The following is a 15,571-nucleotide window of genomic DNA, read 5'->3' as shown; positions in this document are numbered from 1 at the left end:
GTGAACGGCCCCGCGCATCCGTCGTTCGGATGCGCGGGGCCGTTCACACGAACCGCAGTGCCGTCATGCCGACGGTCCGACGTCACGGCGGCGCAGGGTCACTGCTCGAGTTCGCCGCTTTCGACGACGATGTCGTCCGGGTTGACCTCGTCGCCGTAGACCGGCTTGAGCGTCTTCTCGAAGTCCTTGTGGAAGAAGTTCTCCTTGCCGAGCTTGACGATCTCGTCGTTGATGTAGTCGAGCAGCTGCGTGTTGCCCTTCTGCACGGCGGCGGCGATGACGTCGACGTCGCCGATGTCGGTGACGCCCACCTTGAAGCCCTTGTTGGCCTTCGCCCATGCGAGCACCTCGGTGTTGTCGGTGCTCATCGCGTCGCCGCGTCCGTCGAGCAGCGCGTTGTAGGCGTCGGCGTACTGGTCGTACTTCTGCAGCTTGATCTCCGGATGGTTCTCCTCGAAGTAGGTCTCCGCGGTCGTGCCCTTCGCGACGATGAGCGTCTTGCCCTTGAGCTGGCTGACGTCAGTGATCTCGTTGCTCTCCGGCGAGACGATGCCGAGCGAGACCTTCATGTACGGCTTCGAGAAGTCGACCTTCTCGGCGCGCTCCGGCGTCTCGGTGAAGTTCGCGAGCGTCACGTCGACCTTGTTCGACGCGAGCACGTCGACGCGGGCCGCCGGGTCGACCGACGTGTAGACCGGCTTGACGCCGAGCCCGTCGGCTAGCGCCTCGGCGAATTCGATGTCGTAGCCGGCGTACTTGCCGTCTTGGTCCACATAGCCGAAGGGGGCCTTGTCCGAGAAGACGGCGACGCGCAGTTCGCCCGACTTCTTGATCTCGTCGAGCGTGCGCGCCTTCGCCGTCGTCGTGTTCGACGTGTCGGAGGAGCCGGCTTCGCTCGGCGTGGACGCCGACGGGCCGCAGGCCGCGACCGCCGTCACCATCATGACGGCGGCGCCGGCCGCCGCGATCGCCTTGCCCAGCTGTTTGAAAGTGGATGAGCTCATCTGAGTTCCTTTCTCCGTGTTCTTTACGTGTTCTGTGTTCCGTGTGGCCACAAATCCTGATCGCGACGCCGCCGCGCGTTCACGAGGCGTCGAACTCCTGCAGGTCGCGCTCCGCCTTCTGGCTGCGGTGACGGACGAAGTCGAAGGAGTGCAGGAACTCCCTGGCCCGCTCGGTCTTCGGGTGCGTGAAGAACTCCTCGGCGTCGGTCGAGCGTTCCTCGATCCTGCCGTCCGCGAGCAGGATGACGCGGTCGGCGATCGCGCGCGCGAAGCTCATCTCGTGCGTGACGATGAGCATCGTCTGGCCGGCGTCGGCGAGTTCGACGACGACTTCGAGCACCTCGTGGACCATCTCGGGGTCGAGCGCCGCCGTGATCTCGTCGAGCAGCAGGATCTCCGGATGCAGGATCAGCGCGCGGCAGATCGCGACGCGCTGGCGTTGGCCGCCCGATAGCTCATGCGGTTTCGCATGCGCACGGTCGGCCAGATGGACGCGTTCGAGAAGCTCGAGCGCCTCGCGCTCCACCTCGTCCTTCTTGCGTTTCTGCACGAGCAGCGGCGCCATCGTGATGTTGCCGAGCACGTCCTTGTTCGGGAACAGGTCGTAGCTTTGGAACACCATGCCGAACTTCGTGCGCAGTTCCTCGCTGCGCTTGACGCGGCCGCTCTTCTCGTTGCCGGGGCGGCCGGTCTCGATGACGTCGCCGTCGAGCGCGATCGTGCCGCCCTGGATCGGCTCGAGGCCGGCGATCGTGCGCAGCAGCGTCGATTTTCCCGAGCCAGAGGGGCCGACGATGACGAGGACCTTGCCTTTCGGCACCTCGAAGGAGATGCCGTCGAACACGTTCCTCTCGGCGTCCGCGTAATGCTTCCTCAGATCGGTCACCTTGAGCGCGATCGTTTCGTCGCGTCCGGTACGCTCAGTCGTTTCAGTCATTCGCCCACCTTTTCTCCAGTGCATGCGCCACGAGCGACAGCGGCCAGCACACGATGAAGTACATCAGGAAGATCACGCCGTAGACCCACAGCGTGCCCGTCGGATATTGGAAGCGGTTCGCGTCGATGATCTGCTGGCCGACCTTGATCACCTCGACGACGCCGAGCAGCACGGCCAATGACGTCGTCTTGACGATGCGCGTCGCGAGGTTGACCGATCCCGGCAGCAGCCTGCGCACGGCCTGCGGCAGGATCACATGGATGAAGGCCTGCCAGTTGCTCAGCCCCAGCATGTACGCGGTCTCGTGCTGCACCTCGGGGATCGACTGCAGCGCGCCGCGCGTCAGATCGCCGAGTTCGGCGCCACCCCACAGGATGAAGACGAGCACGCAGGCGCCGGTCGCGTCGAGGTTCCAGTTCCATGCGCGCGCGATGCCGTAGTACGCGATGAACAGCAGCGCGAGCTGCGGCATGATGCGGATGAAATCGAGGTAGACGCGCATGACGAACCGGATGGCCGGGTTGCGCAGCGTCATCAGCCATCCGCAGACGAGCCCGACCGGCACGCTCAGCGCCACCGAGACGACGGCGATCCAGATCGTCACCCACAGGCCCTGCAGCAGACGCGGGAAGACGCCCGGTTCGAGCAGGATGTTAGCGCCTTGCATAGTCGAACCTCCTCTCGAGCCATGTGCCGAGGATCGAGATCGGCAGCAGGATGACCAGATAGGTCACGATGAGCATGAACAGCGCCTCGTAGGTGTCGTAGGTGATGCCCATCAGGTCCTTCGCCATGTACATGACGTCGGCGAGCGCGATCGCCGAAACGACCGACGATTCCTTGATCAGGAAGATGACGTTCGCGACGAGACCCGGCGTCGAGACGCTGATCGCCTGCGGGATGACGACGCGCATGAGCGTCTGCCTGCGGTTGAAGCCGAGCATGTACGCGTTCTCGCGTTGGATCTGCGGCACCGCCTGCAGCCCCGCGCGCATCGATTCGGCCATGTACGAGCCGCCGAGGAACCCCAGGCCGATGATCGCGCACATCTCCGCCGACCAGACGAAGCCGAGCTTCGGCAGGCCGAAATACAGGAAATACAGCTGCACGAGCAACGGCGTGTTGCGGCTGACCTCGATGTACACGGCGACGATCTGGCGCAGCACCGGGACGTGCGCCGTCTGTATCGCCGCGCATGCGGCGCCGGTGACGATGGCGAGCGCGATGCCGAACACGGAGATGAACAGCGTCATCCACGCGCCGTTCACGAAGAACGAAGCATAACGCCCGATGAACGACCAGTCGAGCATCCGCCGAGACCTCCTTCGCTGCCGTCGGGTCAGGTCGCGTGGACCTCCCGAGAGTGTGACCGATGATTATTGCTGTTTGACATGATATTCCACTATGTGGCTATCAATGATGGACGTCCCCACGCATGTGCCCGGCTTCGGGCATCCCCCCCAGGGACGGTTTCACGCCGACGGAACGTCCGTCAACAACACCGGCCGATGCGGCGCACGGCCTCCTCGAGGCGTTCGCCCGGCTGCAGCAGGCTCAGTCGCGCATAATCGGCGCCCGCATGCCCGAAGCACGATCCTGGCAGCACGGCGACGCCGGCGCGTTCGAGGAGCATATCGGCGAAGCGGTCGCCGTCAAGCCCTTGCGGCGCATGCATCCATACATACAGTCCGCCCGGGGAATCAAACAGATCGTACCCCAATGCGCGCAGGCCGCCGGCGACGACGGCGCGGCGCGCCGCATAACGCGCCGCGAGCCGCGCCACGCAGCTCTGGTCGCTTTCCAGAGCCGACGCGCCGGCGTCCTGTACGAATGAAGTGATCATGGAACCCATTTGATAATGGAATTCCTTCGCGACGTCAACTATGCGTTCACTACCGGCGATAAACCCGGCACGCCACCCGGCCATCGCATACATCTTCGAAAGCGAGCACACCTCGACCGCGCGTTCGTCGACGCCGACCGCGGCGAGCAGGCTCACCTGTTGGGCGTCGACGCCGAGTCCCGCGTACGCGAAGTCGTGCAGCACGACGAAATCGTGGATGTGCGCGAGTTCGACCGCGCGACGGAAGAACGAGGCGGGCGCCTGCGCGCCGGTCGGATTGTTCGGATAGTTGAGCACAAGGACGCGCACGTCGTCCCATTCGTGCGCGGGCACGGCGTCGAGGTCCGGCAGCCAGCCGAGTTCGGCGCACGCGGGCAGAGCCAGCTCGTGCGCGCCACGCAGCGCGGCCATGCAATGGTAGGACGGGTAGTACGGATCGGCGAACGCGACCGTGTCCCCCGCGTCAAGCAGGACGCTGAAAAGCGTCGCAAGCCCGTCGACGGCGCCTTCGACGGCGAACAGCTCATGTGACGCGTCGAGCGTCACCCCGTGTTCACGCGCGTACCATCCGGCGGCGGCGTCGAGGAACCGCCGTTTGCCGTCGAACGGCGTGTAGCGCGCGTTGAGCGGCTCGTCGACGCCCGCGCGCGCCGCCTCGCGGATGAAGGCTTCGGGGAATCCGTCCGGATTGCCTTTCGACAGGTCGATGACGTCGGAGCCTGCGGCGCGCGCGGCCGCCACCTTCCTGTCCATCCTTTCGAAGACGTTCGCCGGCATGTTCGCCGTGACCGTCGAGAACCGCACGCCCATGACGCCGCTCCTTTCCTGTTGTCCGTTTGCTTGTCCGTCGCCACCGCCGTCCGCGGGGCATATGCCCCGCGCGCCGCTTAATGCGTGACCTTGAGCGCGATGCGGTCGCCGACCCATTGGATGAGCTGCACGACGGCGACGAGCAGCAGCACGACGGCGACGAGGACGCCGGTCTCATAGCGGTTGTAGCCGTATTGGATCGCAAGGTCGCCTATGCCTCCGGCGCCGATCGTGCCGACCATCGCTGAATAGCCGAGCAACGAGATGATCGTCAGCACGATGCCGCGGATGAAGCCGGGCAGCGCCTGCGGGAACACGGCGCCGAAGATGATCTGCCGCACCGGCGCACCGGTCGAGATCGCCGCTTCGAGCAGGCCGTCGTCCACTTCCTGGAACGCGCTTTCGGCGACGCGCGCGAAGAACGGAATCGCCGCGATCGACAGTGCGATCGCGCCTCCCGCCGGCGTGTACGGGTCGCCGATGATCAGCTGGATGAGCGGGATCAGCACGACGAGCAGGATGAGGAACGGCATCGAACGGATCGCGTTGACGATGAATCCGACGGCTTCGTTGACGATCCTGTTCGGCGTGAACAGCCGGTGTTGCGTGAGGAACAGCAGGATCGCGAGCGCCGTGCCGAACACGACGCCGACGAGAGTCGCGATGCCGACCATCGTGAACGTGTCCCACAGCGCCTGTCCCAGGTTCTCCCTGAGGATCTCAATCGTGTCGTTCATGCGAGCACCTCCTTATGCGCGTCGCCGTCGTACGCGTCAGCGGCATGCGCCGACGGCTCCGTGCCGTATGCATCGTCCGCGAAGATCTCGTCGACGCTCGCGCCGATGTCGTCGTTGAGCGCGACGCTCAGTTCGCGCGCATCGGCGACGCGCGATGTGAGCTCGTCGATCGCCGCCTGCACGATGAACGCGCCCCGCTGCCCTTCCTGCCGTGCGCTCACTAGCACGATGAGCGTGCCGATCGCCTGTGTGCCGAAGTAACCGACATTGCCGTGCAGGACGTTGATCGACACCTCGAAACGCCGCGAGACGTCGCTGATGAGCGGTTCGAAGGCGCCTTCGTCCTTGTACCGCAGTTCGATGAGGCGCCCCGACGGCAGCTGCGGCACGAGCCGCTTCGGGATCGCGACGCCGAGGTAGCGTTCGACGAGCGCGCGCGTCGTCTCGTGGCGCGGTGAGCCGAACACGTCGAAGGTCGTGCCTTGTTCGACGATGACGCCGTGTTCCATGACGGCGACGTGGTCGAAGATCGCCTTCGCGACGTCGAACTGGTGCGTGATGAAGACGATCGTGACTCCGAGATCGGCGTTGATGCGCTTGAGCAGCGCGAGGATCTCCTCGGTCGTCTCCAGGTCGAGCGCGCTCGTCGCCTCGTCGCACAGCAGGATGCGCGGATGGTTCGCGAGGGCGCGCGCGATCGACACGCGCTGCTTCTGCCCTCCGGAAAGCTGCGACGGGTAGCTGTCGATCTTCTCCTCAAGCCCGACGAGCCTGAGCAGCTCCTCGATGCGCGGCCGGCGCCGCGCCTTCGGCACATGCGCCGCCTTGAGCGCGAACGCGATGTTCTGCGCGACGGTCACGTTGTCGATGAGGTTGAAGCTCTGGAAGACGAAGCCGATGCGGCTGCGCAGTTCACGCAGCGCCGCCCCGCGCAACGCCGTCACGTCGCGCCCGTCGATGAGGACACGGCCCGACGTCGGACGTTCGAGGAGGTTGATCGTGCGCACGAGCGTCGATTTGCCGGCGCCCGAGAAGCCGACGATCCCGAAGATCTCGCCTTCCTCGACGTGCACGCTCGCGTGGCTGACCGCCTCGACGGGGAGTCCGTCGCTTTCGAAGACGACCGAGACGTCGTCCAAGGTGATGATGTCCGCCATCGTCTCCCCCTACTCGTTCCAGCTCGCCGGCTTGCCGAAGTCCTTGAAGCGGCTCGCAGCGATCGCGCTCTTGAATTCGTCGCTGCCGAGCAGTTCGCTGACGGTCTTCGCGAAATGCGTGTCCTTGTTCGTCCCCGCGACCGCGAACACCTCGATGACGCCGTCGTCCTGCCGTTCGAGCGCGAGCGCGTCCTTCGGGTCGAGCCCCGCCGCCCACGAGTAGTTGCCGGGCACGAGCGCGACGTCGACGGTATCGAGCGACCGCGCGAGCTGTGCCGCGTCGATCGGTTTGATGTCGAGGTGCTTGGGGTTGTTGGCGATGTCGTTGACCGACGCCTTCGTCGCGTCGACGCCGTCCTTGAGCGTCACGAGCTTGTTCTGCTCGAGGACGCCGAGGCTGCGCGCGAGGTTCGATCCGTCGTTCGCGACCGCGATGCTCGCGCCGTCGGCGATGTCGTCGATTGACGTGAACTTCTTCGAGTAGACGCCGAGGCCGAGCGTCGGCGTCTGTCCGAGCGAGACGAGGTCGAGGTCGTTGTCGGCGCTGAACTTCTTCAGGTAGTTGCCGTGCTGCATGAGGTTCGCGTCGATTTTGCCGCTTGCGAGCGCCTTGTCCGGCTGCACGTAGTCGTTGAAGGTCTTCGTCGTCAGCACGTAGCCGTCGTCCTTGAGGAGCGGCGCGATGACCTCGTCGATCATCTCCCCGTACGGCCCGGGGCATACGCCGACCGTGATCGCCGTCGTCTCGCCGTCCTTCGGCGTCGGGATCTGCTCGGCCGATGCGCTGCTCGCGCCGCCGCATGCGCTGTTCGCGATGATGACCGCGCCGGCGAGCACGGCGGCCGCCGTGCGGATGAGCGTGTGGATGCGCTGCTTCGTCGTCATGATGGTTGTCGTCTCCTTGATGCTTGCTCGGATGGTGGTGTTCCTGTATGCGTCGTTTTGTTCCACGTTATGTTTCACGTTTGGTTTCGGGTGTGTTCGCCCAAGCCGCCGCGTGCCGTGGGCCACGCAGCGGCCGTCCGTCGCCGGTTTTCGGACCCCGCCGCCTCTCAGCGCCCGTCCGCCTCCTGCTGCGCGGCGATGTCGGGATGGTGGATCGCGAACGCATGCTCGGCGAGATGCACTTCGTGCGTCACGAACTCATGGAGCGGGCACGGCGCGCCGTGTTCGCGCCCGAGGCGTGCGATGTAGCCGTTGATGTAGTCGACTTCGGTCGGACGGCACCTCGTGAGGTCCTGGTACATCGACGGATAATGCAAGGGGTGCGCGACCGCGGCCGTATGCATTATCGTCTCCACCTCGCTTTCCCTCGTGCCGAGAAGCGTGATGCCGGCGCGTTCCGCCGCCGTGTACGCCTCGTCGACGAGCCGGCGCGTCAGGACCGGGGCGCTTGGGTGTTCGGCGAATTCGCCGAAGCGGATCTCGTACATCGTGCACAACGTGTTGAGCACCGAGTTGAACACGATCTTCGCGAAGCACATGCCGAGGAAATGCGACACGATCGTCGGATTGAGCGTCGCCGCCTGGAAATCGCGGTACAACGCGAGTTCGACGGGGTCGTCGGCGGCATCGTGGCCGTCGTACGCGCACATGTGCATCGCCTTCGCATGGGCGCCCCCGGTGAAGTTGAAATCGCCGGGACCGTAGACGTACGCGCCGATGAGCGCCGTGCCGCCATAGATATGGTCCTTCGCGAAGTATTCCGCGAGATGTTCGAAGTGGCCGTAGCCGTTCATCGCCGAGAACACATGGTGGCGCGGGCGGATGCGTCCGCCGACGCGCTCGAGGAGCTCCGGGAGCTGATGCTGCTTGACGAAGACGATCCACACGTCGGGGTCGCCGTCGTACTCCTCCGGGTAGTACACGTCAATCGGCACAAGGCGGCGACCTTCGCCGTCCTGCGACACATACGCGCCTCCCTGTGCGCGTATCCGTTCGACGTTCGGCGTCCACGCGTCGATGAAGTCGACGTCGGCGTGCGCATGCTCCTGCAACAGCACACCGTACTGGATGCCCATGCCGCCGGCCCCGAGGATCGCGTATTTCATGTGCCGTTCCTCCTTGCATATGTCGCTTATCCGAACGTATTGTCCGTCGTGCGCAGACCCTCTGCCGTGCCTGCGTGACACACTGTACGGCACTTCACAAGCCGAAACGGCGGCGGCGCTATAGCAAAAATCGATACGATGCTCAACATGCGTGCGAACGCGCCAATCAACCAGAAAAACAAGTGCCGCCACGACGGAAATATCGTGGCGGCACTTGCCGAATATGGAGGGATATGGTCAGGCGACCTTGCGTTCGAGGTCCATCGTGCGATGCATGCCCTTCGTCCACACAAGGTAATAGATGATGCCGAGCGCCGTCCAGATCAGCCCGATGATCCACACGGTCCAGCCCAGGGAGATGAAGATGACGAAGGTCACGACCGCGCCGATGAGCGGGCACAGGATCGTACGCCAGAACGAACGGCCGCGGTAGCCGCGCGCCTTGACCCCCAAGCCCCAGATGACGACGATGTTGAGCATGCAATAGGTGGACAGCGCGCCGAAGTTGCTCACCTTCGCCGCCGTGTTCTGGCCCAGGAGGATGAACACGAAGATGAGCACGAGGTTCACGGCCGCCGTGAACAGCGTGGCGCCGACCGGCACGTTCGTCTTCTTGTCGTACTTGGCGAGGAACTTCGGCAGGCCGCCGTCGACGGCCATCGTGTACATGAGGCTCGAGATCGCCGTCATGCCGGACAGCGACGTGAACAGGCCAAGCGCGAGCGCGTTTGCGACGGCGCAGACGACGCCGAGCCACTTGCCGGCGAGTCCGGCCACCTCGTAGAAGCCGCTGTTCTGGTTCGCCTGCAGGATGTTGCCGGAGGGATCCATGCACATCGTCAGGAAGCTCATCGACATGTACAGGAAGCCGAGGATGAGGACGATGATGATCATCGCCTTGCCCGGCGCCTTCTTCGGACGCACGCATTGGTCGTCGAGCGTCACGATCGAGCCGAATCCCACATAGGACAGCGCGCACAGCGAGACGGCGCTCATCATCGCGCCCATGTCGAACTTGCCGGGGTTGAAGAACGCGGTGCCGGAGAAGTGCGCGGTCTGCGGATGCTTGCAGACGTAGATGACGCCGAATACGAAGAACAGCGCCAGCACGATGAGCTCGGCCGCGAGCGCGAGCTTGTCGACGAGGACGGTGGCGCCCATGCCGCGCATCGCGATCGCCGTGATGACGACGAGGAAGCCTACGCACCACACCCATACCGGGATATGCGGCAGATACTCGTGCAGCGCGTTCGCCGCCATGAGCAGCATGATCGCCGGCGTGATCAGATACTGCAGGATCATCAGCCATCCGACGACGAAGCCGACCGATCCGTTCATCTCATGCGACGCGTAGATGTAGATGCTGCCGCTCGAAGGGAACAACGGCACCATCATGCCGAAGGACAATGCCGTGAACAGCATCGCGACCATCGCGATGAGATAGGCGACCGCCGGCATGCCGTGGGATACGGAGGCGACCGATGCGATGATCGAGAACGGCGCGATCGGCACCATGAAGATCATGCCGAAGACGATGAGGTCCTTCGTCGTCAGCGTTCGTTTGACGACCGATTTCGTCGCGGTCGCCTGGGAGCCGTCGATCTTGCCCGTCGTCCCCGTCCTGACGGCGGATTGCCCTGTGCCTTGTACGTTCCCGGACATGATTCCTCGCTCCTTCATACATATTGGTGGCGTTCCCACGCTTGCGGCGTCATGCCCGCGCGCCGCGACGACGACGTGCGCCATGCGCGGCGGATGCGTATGGCGTGTCGGTCCTCCCGTGGCGGGGCCTGACCGTTCTACGTGTAATATAGCTCACCGGCCCGGCGCCGGTTCCCCTCACGCCGGGGTTTTCCTCACAGCGTCGAAAACGCCGGCGTCCATATCGCGCTACCCGGCGCCGTGTTCGTCCATGCGGCACACAGGCGGTCCGCCCTGCGCTTTTGACTATGCCTTGAGAGACGATGATGCCTATGTTTGTGCGTCATGCAACTTTGGACGACCTCGATGCTCTTTCCAGTATTGAATCAGCGTGTTTCCCTCCCAAGGAGGCCGCGGACATCGAAAGGCTCGCGAATCGCATCGAGACGTATCCGGAGCATTTCTGGCTGCTCGTCAACCCGGACGCCGACGCATCGGACGCCTGTTTCCCGGCGCGTCTCGCCGACGGCATGCTCGTCAGCTTCATCAACGGCATGACGACCAACGTCGCCGATCTGACCGACGCGATGTACGAGCAGGCCGACCTGCATGACGAGGACGGTTCCTGGCAGATGATCCTCGGCGTCGACACGGCGCCGGTCTACCAGCATCGTGGCTGCGCGGCCTATCTGATGCGCCGCGTCATCCTCGATTCGGCGATCGCCCACCGCGCCGGCATCGTGCTTGCCTGCAAGGAGCGGCTCATCGGCTTCTATCAGGGCTTCGGTTTCGTAGACGAAGGCCCGAGCGCCTCGACGCACGGCAACGCGATATGGTACCAGATGCGGCTGCGGCTTGGCCGGCAGGCCGACGGCGACGAGATCGACGAGGCCTATGACATCACGGCGAGCAACATCCGCAAGGCGATGGAGGAGACGACGTCGTACATGGACCACGGACACACCATCACGGCGCAGTTCCCGGTGCTCAGATAACCGTTGCCGACCGGGCGGCCGGATACCGGACAGGGAAACGGGACGGCTGAGTCCCTGCCGTCTGCGATTTGCGAACACCTTGCGCATAAACTGGAACTCACGCCGCGTTCCCGGCGGTTGTACATTAGACTCGGCACTGGAAACAACATGGGAGCAGCGCACGGCCGATACCCGTACAAGGCAGCCGACGGAGGGTCGCCGATGCGTTGGATATCAGAGAGGAATCACGATGTCCGTAGTCATCCGGCCAGCCGAACGCATACCGAAGGATTACACGGCGCTCGATCTGGAGACGACCGGTCTGAGCGCGCAGCGTGATCGCATCACCGAGATCGGTGCGGTGAAGATCCGCAACGGCAGGATTGTCGACACCTTCGAGCAGCTCGTCGATCCAGGCACGCTCATCACACCCAACATCACACGACTGACCGGCATCACCAACGAGATGGTCGAGGGTATGCCGTCGCTCGAGGCCGTGCTCGGCCCGTTCATCGATTTCCTCGATGACGACGTCGTCATCGGCCATAACATCCGCTTCGACATGGGCTTCCTCGCCGAGGCCGAGCACCGCGTATTGGGTTTCACAAACCATTTCATGCGTCCGACATTGGACACGATGACGATCGACAAGCATCTGTTCCCCTCGGAACGGCATCGTCTCGTCGATCTGATCCAGCGTTACGGCATCGCCGACGTCGAAGAGCACCGCGCGCTTTCGGATGCGACGCAAACCTACCAGTGCCTTGAATGGCAGCGCCGCTACATCTCCTGCGACGCCGCCGTCCTCCCCCAGGGCTGACGCGTACAACCGGCGTGCGGTCTATATCATGAAGGCCTCGGACAGGATATGTCCGAGGCCTTCATGATATAGACCATCTGATTCGTCCACCGCCTGTGAGCCGTCCGACGCGGGCAGCTTGAGCGCGCGCAGCCAGTACGAGCGATGGGGACACTGAAGAATGTTCCCTTGGGATCATCCTCGCGCTTGCGGGGAACACCAGCACATGCCGGTCGAGGTCGATGTGCTGGCGGGATTATACCATATGCTATGATTAATGCCTGTTGGAGCCACACCGCCTCTATATGGCACACTACGATGGCAAATATATAGCTCTCTAGGCCACTACCGTTTCGGCACGCACAAACCGGAGGGCTAATCTACATGCGGTGAAGGCCACCCACCCATACAAGGGGAGTGGCCTTCACTGAACTGGACCATGCCCAGTTTTATCACAGAATAGCATAGCACTAAGCACTAGTTGGAACGGCTCAACGCATCGAGATAGTCCTCGTATGTGCTGTCCGTCGGATCGTATGTGGACGAGTGCGAGGGATATGGGGTGTAATTGTATTCGGACTTCTTGCTATGCGCTTGGGCGGACAGGCCACCGAACACCATGAGGGCGGATACTGCCGCACCGGCGACGATGCCGACAATGGTGAGCGTGGACCGCTTGTTCCTTGCCTCGTGTACGACCTTGCGGGCCCGGCGGGAGACGATGCGCTCGATCTCTGCGTTACGTTGATCGACAGGCAATGACTTGACGAGAGATGATTCGGCGGCGTCCTTGAGCATGCTGTCCAAAGATGGCATCGACTCCTTGGCTCGATCTTGTTCCAAAACGTACATCTCTCGCCAGTCGGCGGTTGAGGATGTGTCGATGCCGTCTCGGACTGCGATCCGTATCAGCAGGTATTCGCCGACGAGCGCGCAGATGCTGAATATGATGCAGCCAAGCCATATGAAGAACATGATGGTCCCCTTCTGTTTCCATTTTCCTTATATAGGGAACGATACCCTACCACTGTGTTGTTTTTGTGCAGTATTCCGTAATCTGATTTGCGTAATGACGAATATGCGTTGTAAGGTCAATCAACGACGACGAAGTCATGAGGAACATCGCGAAACATATCCGCAGGCCGCTCTAGGCGATGACTATCCACGATCTGTTGGGCATGGCAACGGGTATTTTTCCGATTTCGCGCATGCCTGCGCCGAGCCATGGGCGGAAATCATGGACGCCCAGCTCGCGAACCCAAAGGCGTATGAGCTGATAGAGCAGTATTTCCCACAATCGGTTACAATATTCAATACCATGGTGAAGGAGGTGCTGGCATGAAAAACTCTGGACTTGACGCTGCTCGCACTGATAGTTTTGAACGGTTTCTCGCCGATGGCCTTGACTGGAATACGTTGCAAAATGCCACCGGAAACGCGTCAATAGTATACCACAGCAAGTTTCATGAACCGTTTCTCAATATCGAGGACACCTCTATCGATGTCTCTGATGAAGAGCTGTACCGATGGCTCTGCTGGTGCATCTTCTACGGTAGATCAAAGGAAGAGTATCCACTCGCGAATCAGTGAATCAACGCAAGGCCTCCACTCTTGGAGGCCTTTTGCATACCAGGACTGAAAGGGCTGCCCCATCGGTTCGATTCCGGTGCAGTCCACTGGAGCCCGTCGCATGGCGGGCTTTTTCATGCCCGCATGGGCCCGAGTGAACAGGAGCCGACATGGACAGGTACCCAGAACGAGAACGTCGACGAGCCGCAGGGCACACAGGACGCATCCACGGACTGGGAGGCGAAATACAGGGAGGCGGTCGCCCAGTCACGCAAATGGGAGGACCGCGCCAAGGCCAGCTTCGCTGATTCCGAGGAGCTCAAGAAGCTCAAGGAGGCGCAGATGAGCGACGCGGAGAAGACCGCCCAAGCGTATTGCCGAGCTCGAGCAGGAGAACGCCGGATACAAGGCCGCCCGACAGCAAGAGCAATGGCGTGCGCAGGTTGCGAAGAAGACTAGGGTGCCGGCCGATGTGCTGCGCGGCACGAGTCTGGAGGAAATCGAGGCGCACGCCGCGTCCCTCGAACCGGGATCATCCCCGCGCTTGCGGGGAGCACAGACGGACGCGATACCGTAGCGAAAAACGCGAGCACCCCCGCAGCCACGCGATATACCATAGAGACGACCGAAAGGAACTGAGATGGGATTACGTGAGCTACGTACAGCAAGGCACCTAACTCAGACAGAGCTCGCCTCGCAAGCGGGCATGTCTCAGGGTTACTACGCGGATTACGAGCGCGGCGATAGGCCAATCACCAACATGACGCTTGGCAAGGCGCTCAAGCTCGCGGACGCTCTCAAAGTCAAGGACTTGCGCAAACTGTTGGACGATTAGCAATCGTCCGAGCGCCAGTGGGTTTAGCTCTACCGGCTCGTAACCGGACTGGCGCGCGAATCATGGGCGGCTCTGCCGCTTGTGGTTAAGTCGCGTGGACACGCGCGGCGCCTGTAATGCACCAACCGCCTGAAGGGTATGAAAATACCCCCAAGTGTCACCTTGGGGGTATTGCTTTTCAGGCCCTACCTGAAAGGTATTTCAATAGCTAAGCATATCAAGGTTGAAGGACGCTTACAAGTCAACGAGCACGCGCTCTCAGTGACTACGGTTAACTGTGCCGTGGTTGTGCAGATCGATGACGGTGCGCCGATTCGTTTAACGACGGCACATAAGTTCATCGAGCTGGGATCATCCCCGCGCTTGCGGGGAGCACCATGATGCTGCGCACGCATCTGGGACCGGTCGAGGATCATCCCCGCGCTTGCGGGGAGCACTCGGCTCGACCAGTCGATGGGGTCGGCGCCCGGGGATCATCCCCGCGCTTGCGGGGAGCACCAGAAGAATTTCACGTACGTGTGGCCGACGCCGGATCATCCCCGCGCTTGCGGGGAGCACGCTAAGAAATCCCTGTGTTTCCAACATATCATTGATCAGCGAGAAGCATTTTTCATTCACTTTTCACGGCGCGCTTCACATCTCCTCCTCCACCATATCATTATCATTCTCCCGGTCTCTTCCCATATCGTCGCGCACGTCGGTATTTCGCAGCATTGCTCCAACCGCGTCGCGGTTTGCCGGCAAATGTCTCGAGAGACTCCTGCTCATCAGACTCATTAGGATGTTTGATCAGCTGCAGACCGTCGCAGTCGAGCAGTCCGCGGATATCCTTCACTGTCCGATTCAGAATCGAGAGATCCATACACCACGCTTGCGGGGAGCACCCGACCTCATATGGTATACCATGGTTCGCCGCCGGACTATGCATGTGGAGTCTGTGGAACTGACCGGTATCCGTTTGGTACTGGGCGGTCAAGGCAAATGGCCCGGTATGCCGTTGGTTCCGTGATTGGTGGTTGAGCGTGAAGGTGATAGCCTTCAGTTGGGTTGGATAGCAGAAGAGCCCGCCGTGGTGGTGGGCTCTTCTTGTGAAGTGTGGGTGCGGCGGCGTGCTACTCTCCCACACCCTGTCGGGTGCAGTACCATCGCCGTGCCAGGTCTTAGCTTCCGGGTTCGGAATGGGACCGGGCGTCTCCCCTGGGCTGTGACCGCCG

Annotated in this window: 17 protein-coding genes and 1 rRNA gene; 6 read left to right on the top strand and 12 right to left on the bottom strand. The window is 62.5% G+C overall.

Annotation, left to right across the window (positions count from 1 at the left end; genetic code table 11):
- Positions 1-98: 98 nt before the first annotated feature.
- The 10 genes from D2E22_RS05630 to D2E22_RS05585 form a co-directional block, all read right to left on the bottom strand.
- On the bottom strand, positions 99-1,004 hold the full coding sequence (locus tag D2E22_RS05630; RefSeq protein ID WP_126032140.1) for a cysteine ABC transporter substrate-binding protein: 906 nt from the start codon (positions 1,002-1,004) through the stop codon (positions 99-101).
- A 79-nt stretch (positions 1,005-1,083) separates the two neighbouring features.
- A complete protein-coding gene (locus tag D2E22_RS05625) occupies positions 1,084-1,941 on the bottom strand; it encodes an amino acid ABC transporter ATP-binding protein (protein WP_126032139.1) in 858 nt (285 codons plus the stop codon).
- Positions 1,934-2,608 (bottom strand): amino acid ABC transporter permease, encoded by a 675-nt coding sequence (locus D2E22_RS05620; protein ID WP_126032138.1) that lies wholly within the window; start codon positions 2,606-2,608, stop codon positions 1,934-1,936. The genes D2E22_RS05625 and D2E22_RS05620 overlap by 8 nt, the downstream gene beginning before the upstream one ends.
- Positions 2,595-3,251, bottom strand: a complete 657-nt coding sequence (locus D2E22_RS05615; RefSeq protein ID WP_126032137.1) for an amino acid ABC transporter permease — start codon at positions 3,249-3,251, stop codon at positions 2,595-2,597. The genes D2E22_RS05620 and D2E22_RS05615 overlap by 14 nt, the downstream gene beginning before the upstream one ends.
- A gap of 182 nt (positions 3,252-3,433) precedes the next feature.
- Positions 3,434-4,594, bottom strand: coding sequence for a pyridoxal phosphate-dependent aminotransferase (locus D2E22_RS05610; protein WP_126032136.1), 1,161 nt, complete (start codon positions 4,592-4,594; stop codon positions 3,434-3,436).
- Positions 4,595-4,671: 77 nt separating this feature from the next.
- Positions 4,672-5,331: a methionine ABC transporter permease gene (locus tag D2E22_RS05605; RefSeq protein ID WP_126032135.1), complete on the bottom strand. Its 660-nt coding sequence runs from the start codon at positions 5,329-5,331 to the stop codon at positions 4,672-4,674.
- On the bottom strand, positions 5,328-6,488 hold the full coding sequence (locus D2E22_RS05600; RefSeq protein WP_126032134.1) for a methionine ABC transporter ATP-binding protein: 1,161 nt from the start codon (positions 6,486-6,488) through the stop codon (positions 5,328-5,330). Before D2E22_RS05600 ends, D2E22_RS05605 begins: the two co-directional genes overlap by 4 nt.
- Before the next feature lie 9 nt (positions 6,489-6,497).
- Positions 6,498-7,373 carry a MetQ/NlpA family ABC transporter substrate-binding protein gene (locus D2E22_RS05595; RefSeq protein ID WP_126032133.1) on the bottom strand — a complete coding sequence of 292 codons (876 nt, stop codon included), beginning with the start codon at positions 7,371-7,373 and terminating at the stop codon, positions 6,498-6,500.
- A 167-nt stretch (positions 7,374-7,540) separates the two neighbouring features.
- On the bottom strand, positions 7,541-8,539 hold the full coding sequence (locus tag D2E22_RS05590) for a ketopantoate reductase family protein (RefSeq protein ID WP_126032132.1): 999 nt from the start codon (positions 8,537-8,539) through the stop codon (positions 7,541-7,543).
- 237 nt (positions 8,540-8,776) lie between these two features.
- Positions 8,777-10,201, bottom strand: a complete 1,425-nt coding sequence (locus tag D2E22_RS05585) for an APC family permease (protein ID WP_126032131.1) — start codon at positions 10,199-10,201, stop codon at positions 8,777-8,779.
- A gap of 311 nt (positions 10,202-10,512) precedes the next feature.
- Between D2E22_RS05585 and D2E22_RS05580 the strand changes: the two genes are divergently transcribed.
- Both D2E22_RS05580 and D2E22_RS05575 read left to right on the top strand, forming a co-directional pair.
- Positions 10,513-11,175 carry a GNAT family N-acetyltransferase gene (locus D2E22_RS05580; protein ID WP_126032130.1) on the top strand — a complete coding sequence of 221 codons (663 nt, stop codon included), beginning with the start codon at positions 10,513-10,515 and terminating at the stop codon, positions 11,173-11,175.
- Positions 11,176-11,416: 241 nt separating this feature from the next.
- Complete coding sequence (locus D2E22_RS05575; protein WP_126032287.1) at positions 11,417-11,974, top strand: 3'-5' exonuclease; 558 nt, start codon at positions 11,417-11,419, stop codon at positions 11,972-11,974.
- A gap of 456 nt (positions 11,975-12,430) precedes the next feature.
- Here the strand turns inward: D2E22_RS05575 and D2E22_RS05570 are convergent, their stop codons facing one another.
- A complete protein-coding gene (locus D2E22_RS05570) occupies positions 12,431-12,928 on the bottom strand; it encodes a hypothetical protein (RefSeq protein WP_126032129.1) in 498 nt (165 codons plus the stop codon).
- 94 nt (positions 12,929-13,022) lie between these two features.
- On the opposite strand from D2E22_RS05570, the gene D2E22_RS05565 reads away from it, so the two are divergent.
- From D2E22_RS05565 to D2E22_RS05550, 4 genes are all read left to right on the top strand, one after another.
- Positions 13,023-13,295, top strand: coding sequence for a hypothetical protein (locus tag D2E22_RS05565; protein ID WP_126032128.1), 273 nt, complete (start codon positions 13,023-13,025; stop codon positions 13,293-13,295).
- Positions 13,292-13,543, top strand: coding sequence for a hypothetical protein (locus D2E22_RS05560; protein ID WP_126032127.1), 252 nt, complete (start codon positions 13,292-13,294; stop codon positions 13,541-13,543). Before D2E22_RS05565 ends, D2E22_RS05560 begins: the two co-directional genes overlap by 4 nt.
- Before the next feature lie 123 nt (positions 13,544-13,666).
- Positions 13,667-13,981, top strand: coding sequence for a hypothetical protein (locus tag D2E22_RS05555; protein ID WP_126032126.1), 315 nt, complete (start codon positions 13,667-13,669; stop codon positions 13,979-13,981).
- Positions 13,982-14,162: 181 nt separating this feature from the next.
- On the top strand, positions 14,163-14,357 hold the full coding sequence (locus D2E22_RS05550) for a helix-turn-helix domain-containing protein (RefSeq protein ID WP_126032125.1): 195 nt from the start codon (positions 14,163-14,165) through the stop codon (positions 14,355-14,357).
- Between the two features lie 1,099 nt (positions 14,358-15,456).
- Here D2E22_RS05550 and rrf read toward each other — a convergent pair.
- A 5S ribosomal RNA gene (gene rrf, locus D2E22_RS05545) occupies positions 15,457-15,571 on the bottom strand; the annotation flags it as partial.

Source organism: Bifidobacterium castoris, assembly GCF_003952025.1.
In the GTDB taxonomy this organism is placed as follows: domain Bacteria; phylum Actinomycetota; class Actinomycetes; order Actinomycetales; family Bifidobacteriaceae; genus Bifidobacterium; species Bifidobacterium castoris.
Note: the sequence above shows the minus strand (reverse complement) of the source record. Positions and strands in the feature narration are given on the sequence as shown.

Bases quoted from the DNA above. Each gene is read 5' to 3' on its own strand.
- D2E22_RS05595 (WP_126032133.1), bottom strand. From the start codon at position 7,373: ATGACGACGAAGCAGCGCATCCACACGCTCATCCGCACGGCGGCCGCC.
- D2E22_RS05610 (WP_126032136.1), bottom strand. From the start codon at position 4,594: ATGGGCGTGCGGTTCTCGACGGTCACGGCGAACATGCCGGCGAACGTC.
- D2E22_RS05605 (WP_126032135.1), bottom strand. From the start codon at position 5,331: ATGAACGACACGATTGAGATCCTCAGGGAGAACCTGGGACAGGCGCTG.
- D2E22_RS05625 (WP_126032139.1), bottom strand. From the start codon at position 1,941: ATGACTGAAACGACTGAGCGTACCGGACGCGACGAAACGATCGCGCTC.
- D2E22_RS05565 (WP_126032128.1), top strand. From the start codon at position 13,023: ATGACGAATATGCGTTGTAAGGTCAATCAACGACGACGAAGTCATGAG.
- D2E22_RS05620 (WP_126032138.1), bottom strand. From the start codon at position 2,608: ATGCAAGGCGCTAACATCCTGCTCGAACCGGGCGTCTTCCCGCGTCTG.
- D2E22_RS05580 (WP_126032130.1), top strand. From the start codon at position 10,513: ATGTTTGTGCGTCATGCAACTTTGGACGACCTCGATGCTCTTTCCAGT.
- D2E22_RS05560 (WP_126032127.1), top strand. From the start codon at position 13,292: ATGAAAAACTCTGGACTTGACGCTGCTCGCACTGATAGTTTTGAACGG.
- D2E22_RS05600 (WP_126032134.1), bottom strand. From the start codon at position 6,488: ATGGCGGACATCATCACCTTGGACGACGTCTCGGTCGTCTTCGAAAGC.
- D2E22_RS05615 (WP_126032137.1), bottom strand. From the start codon at position 3,251: ATGCTCGACTGGTCGTTCATCGGGCGTTATGCTTCGTTCTTCGTGAAC.
- D2E22_RS05590 (WP_126032132.1), bottom strand. From the start codon at position 8,539: ATGAAATACGCGATCCTCGGGGCCGGCGGCATGGGCATCCAGTACGGT.
- D2E22_RS05555 (WP_126032126.1), top strand. From the start codon at position 13,667: ATGGGCCCGAGTGAACAGGAGCCGACATGGACAGGTACCCAGAACGAG.
- D2E22_RS05585 (WP_126032131.1), bottom strand. From the start codon at position 10,201: ATGTCCGGGAACGTACAAGGCACAGGGCAATCCGCCGTCAGGACGGGG.
- D2E22_RS05570 (WP_126032129.1), bottom strand. From the start codon at position 12,928: ATGTTCTTCATATGGCTTGGCTGCATCATATTCAGCATCTGCGCGCTC.
- D2E22_RS05630 (WP_126032140.1), bottom strand. From the start codon at position 1,004: ATGAGCTCATCCACTTTCAAACAGCTGGGCAAGGCGATCGCGGCGGCC.
- D2E22_RS05550 (WP_126032125.1), top strand. From the start codon at position 14,163: ATGGGATTACGTGAGCTACGTACAGCAAGGCACCTAACTCAGACAGAG.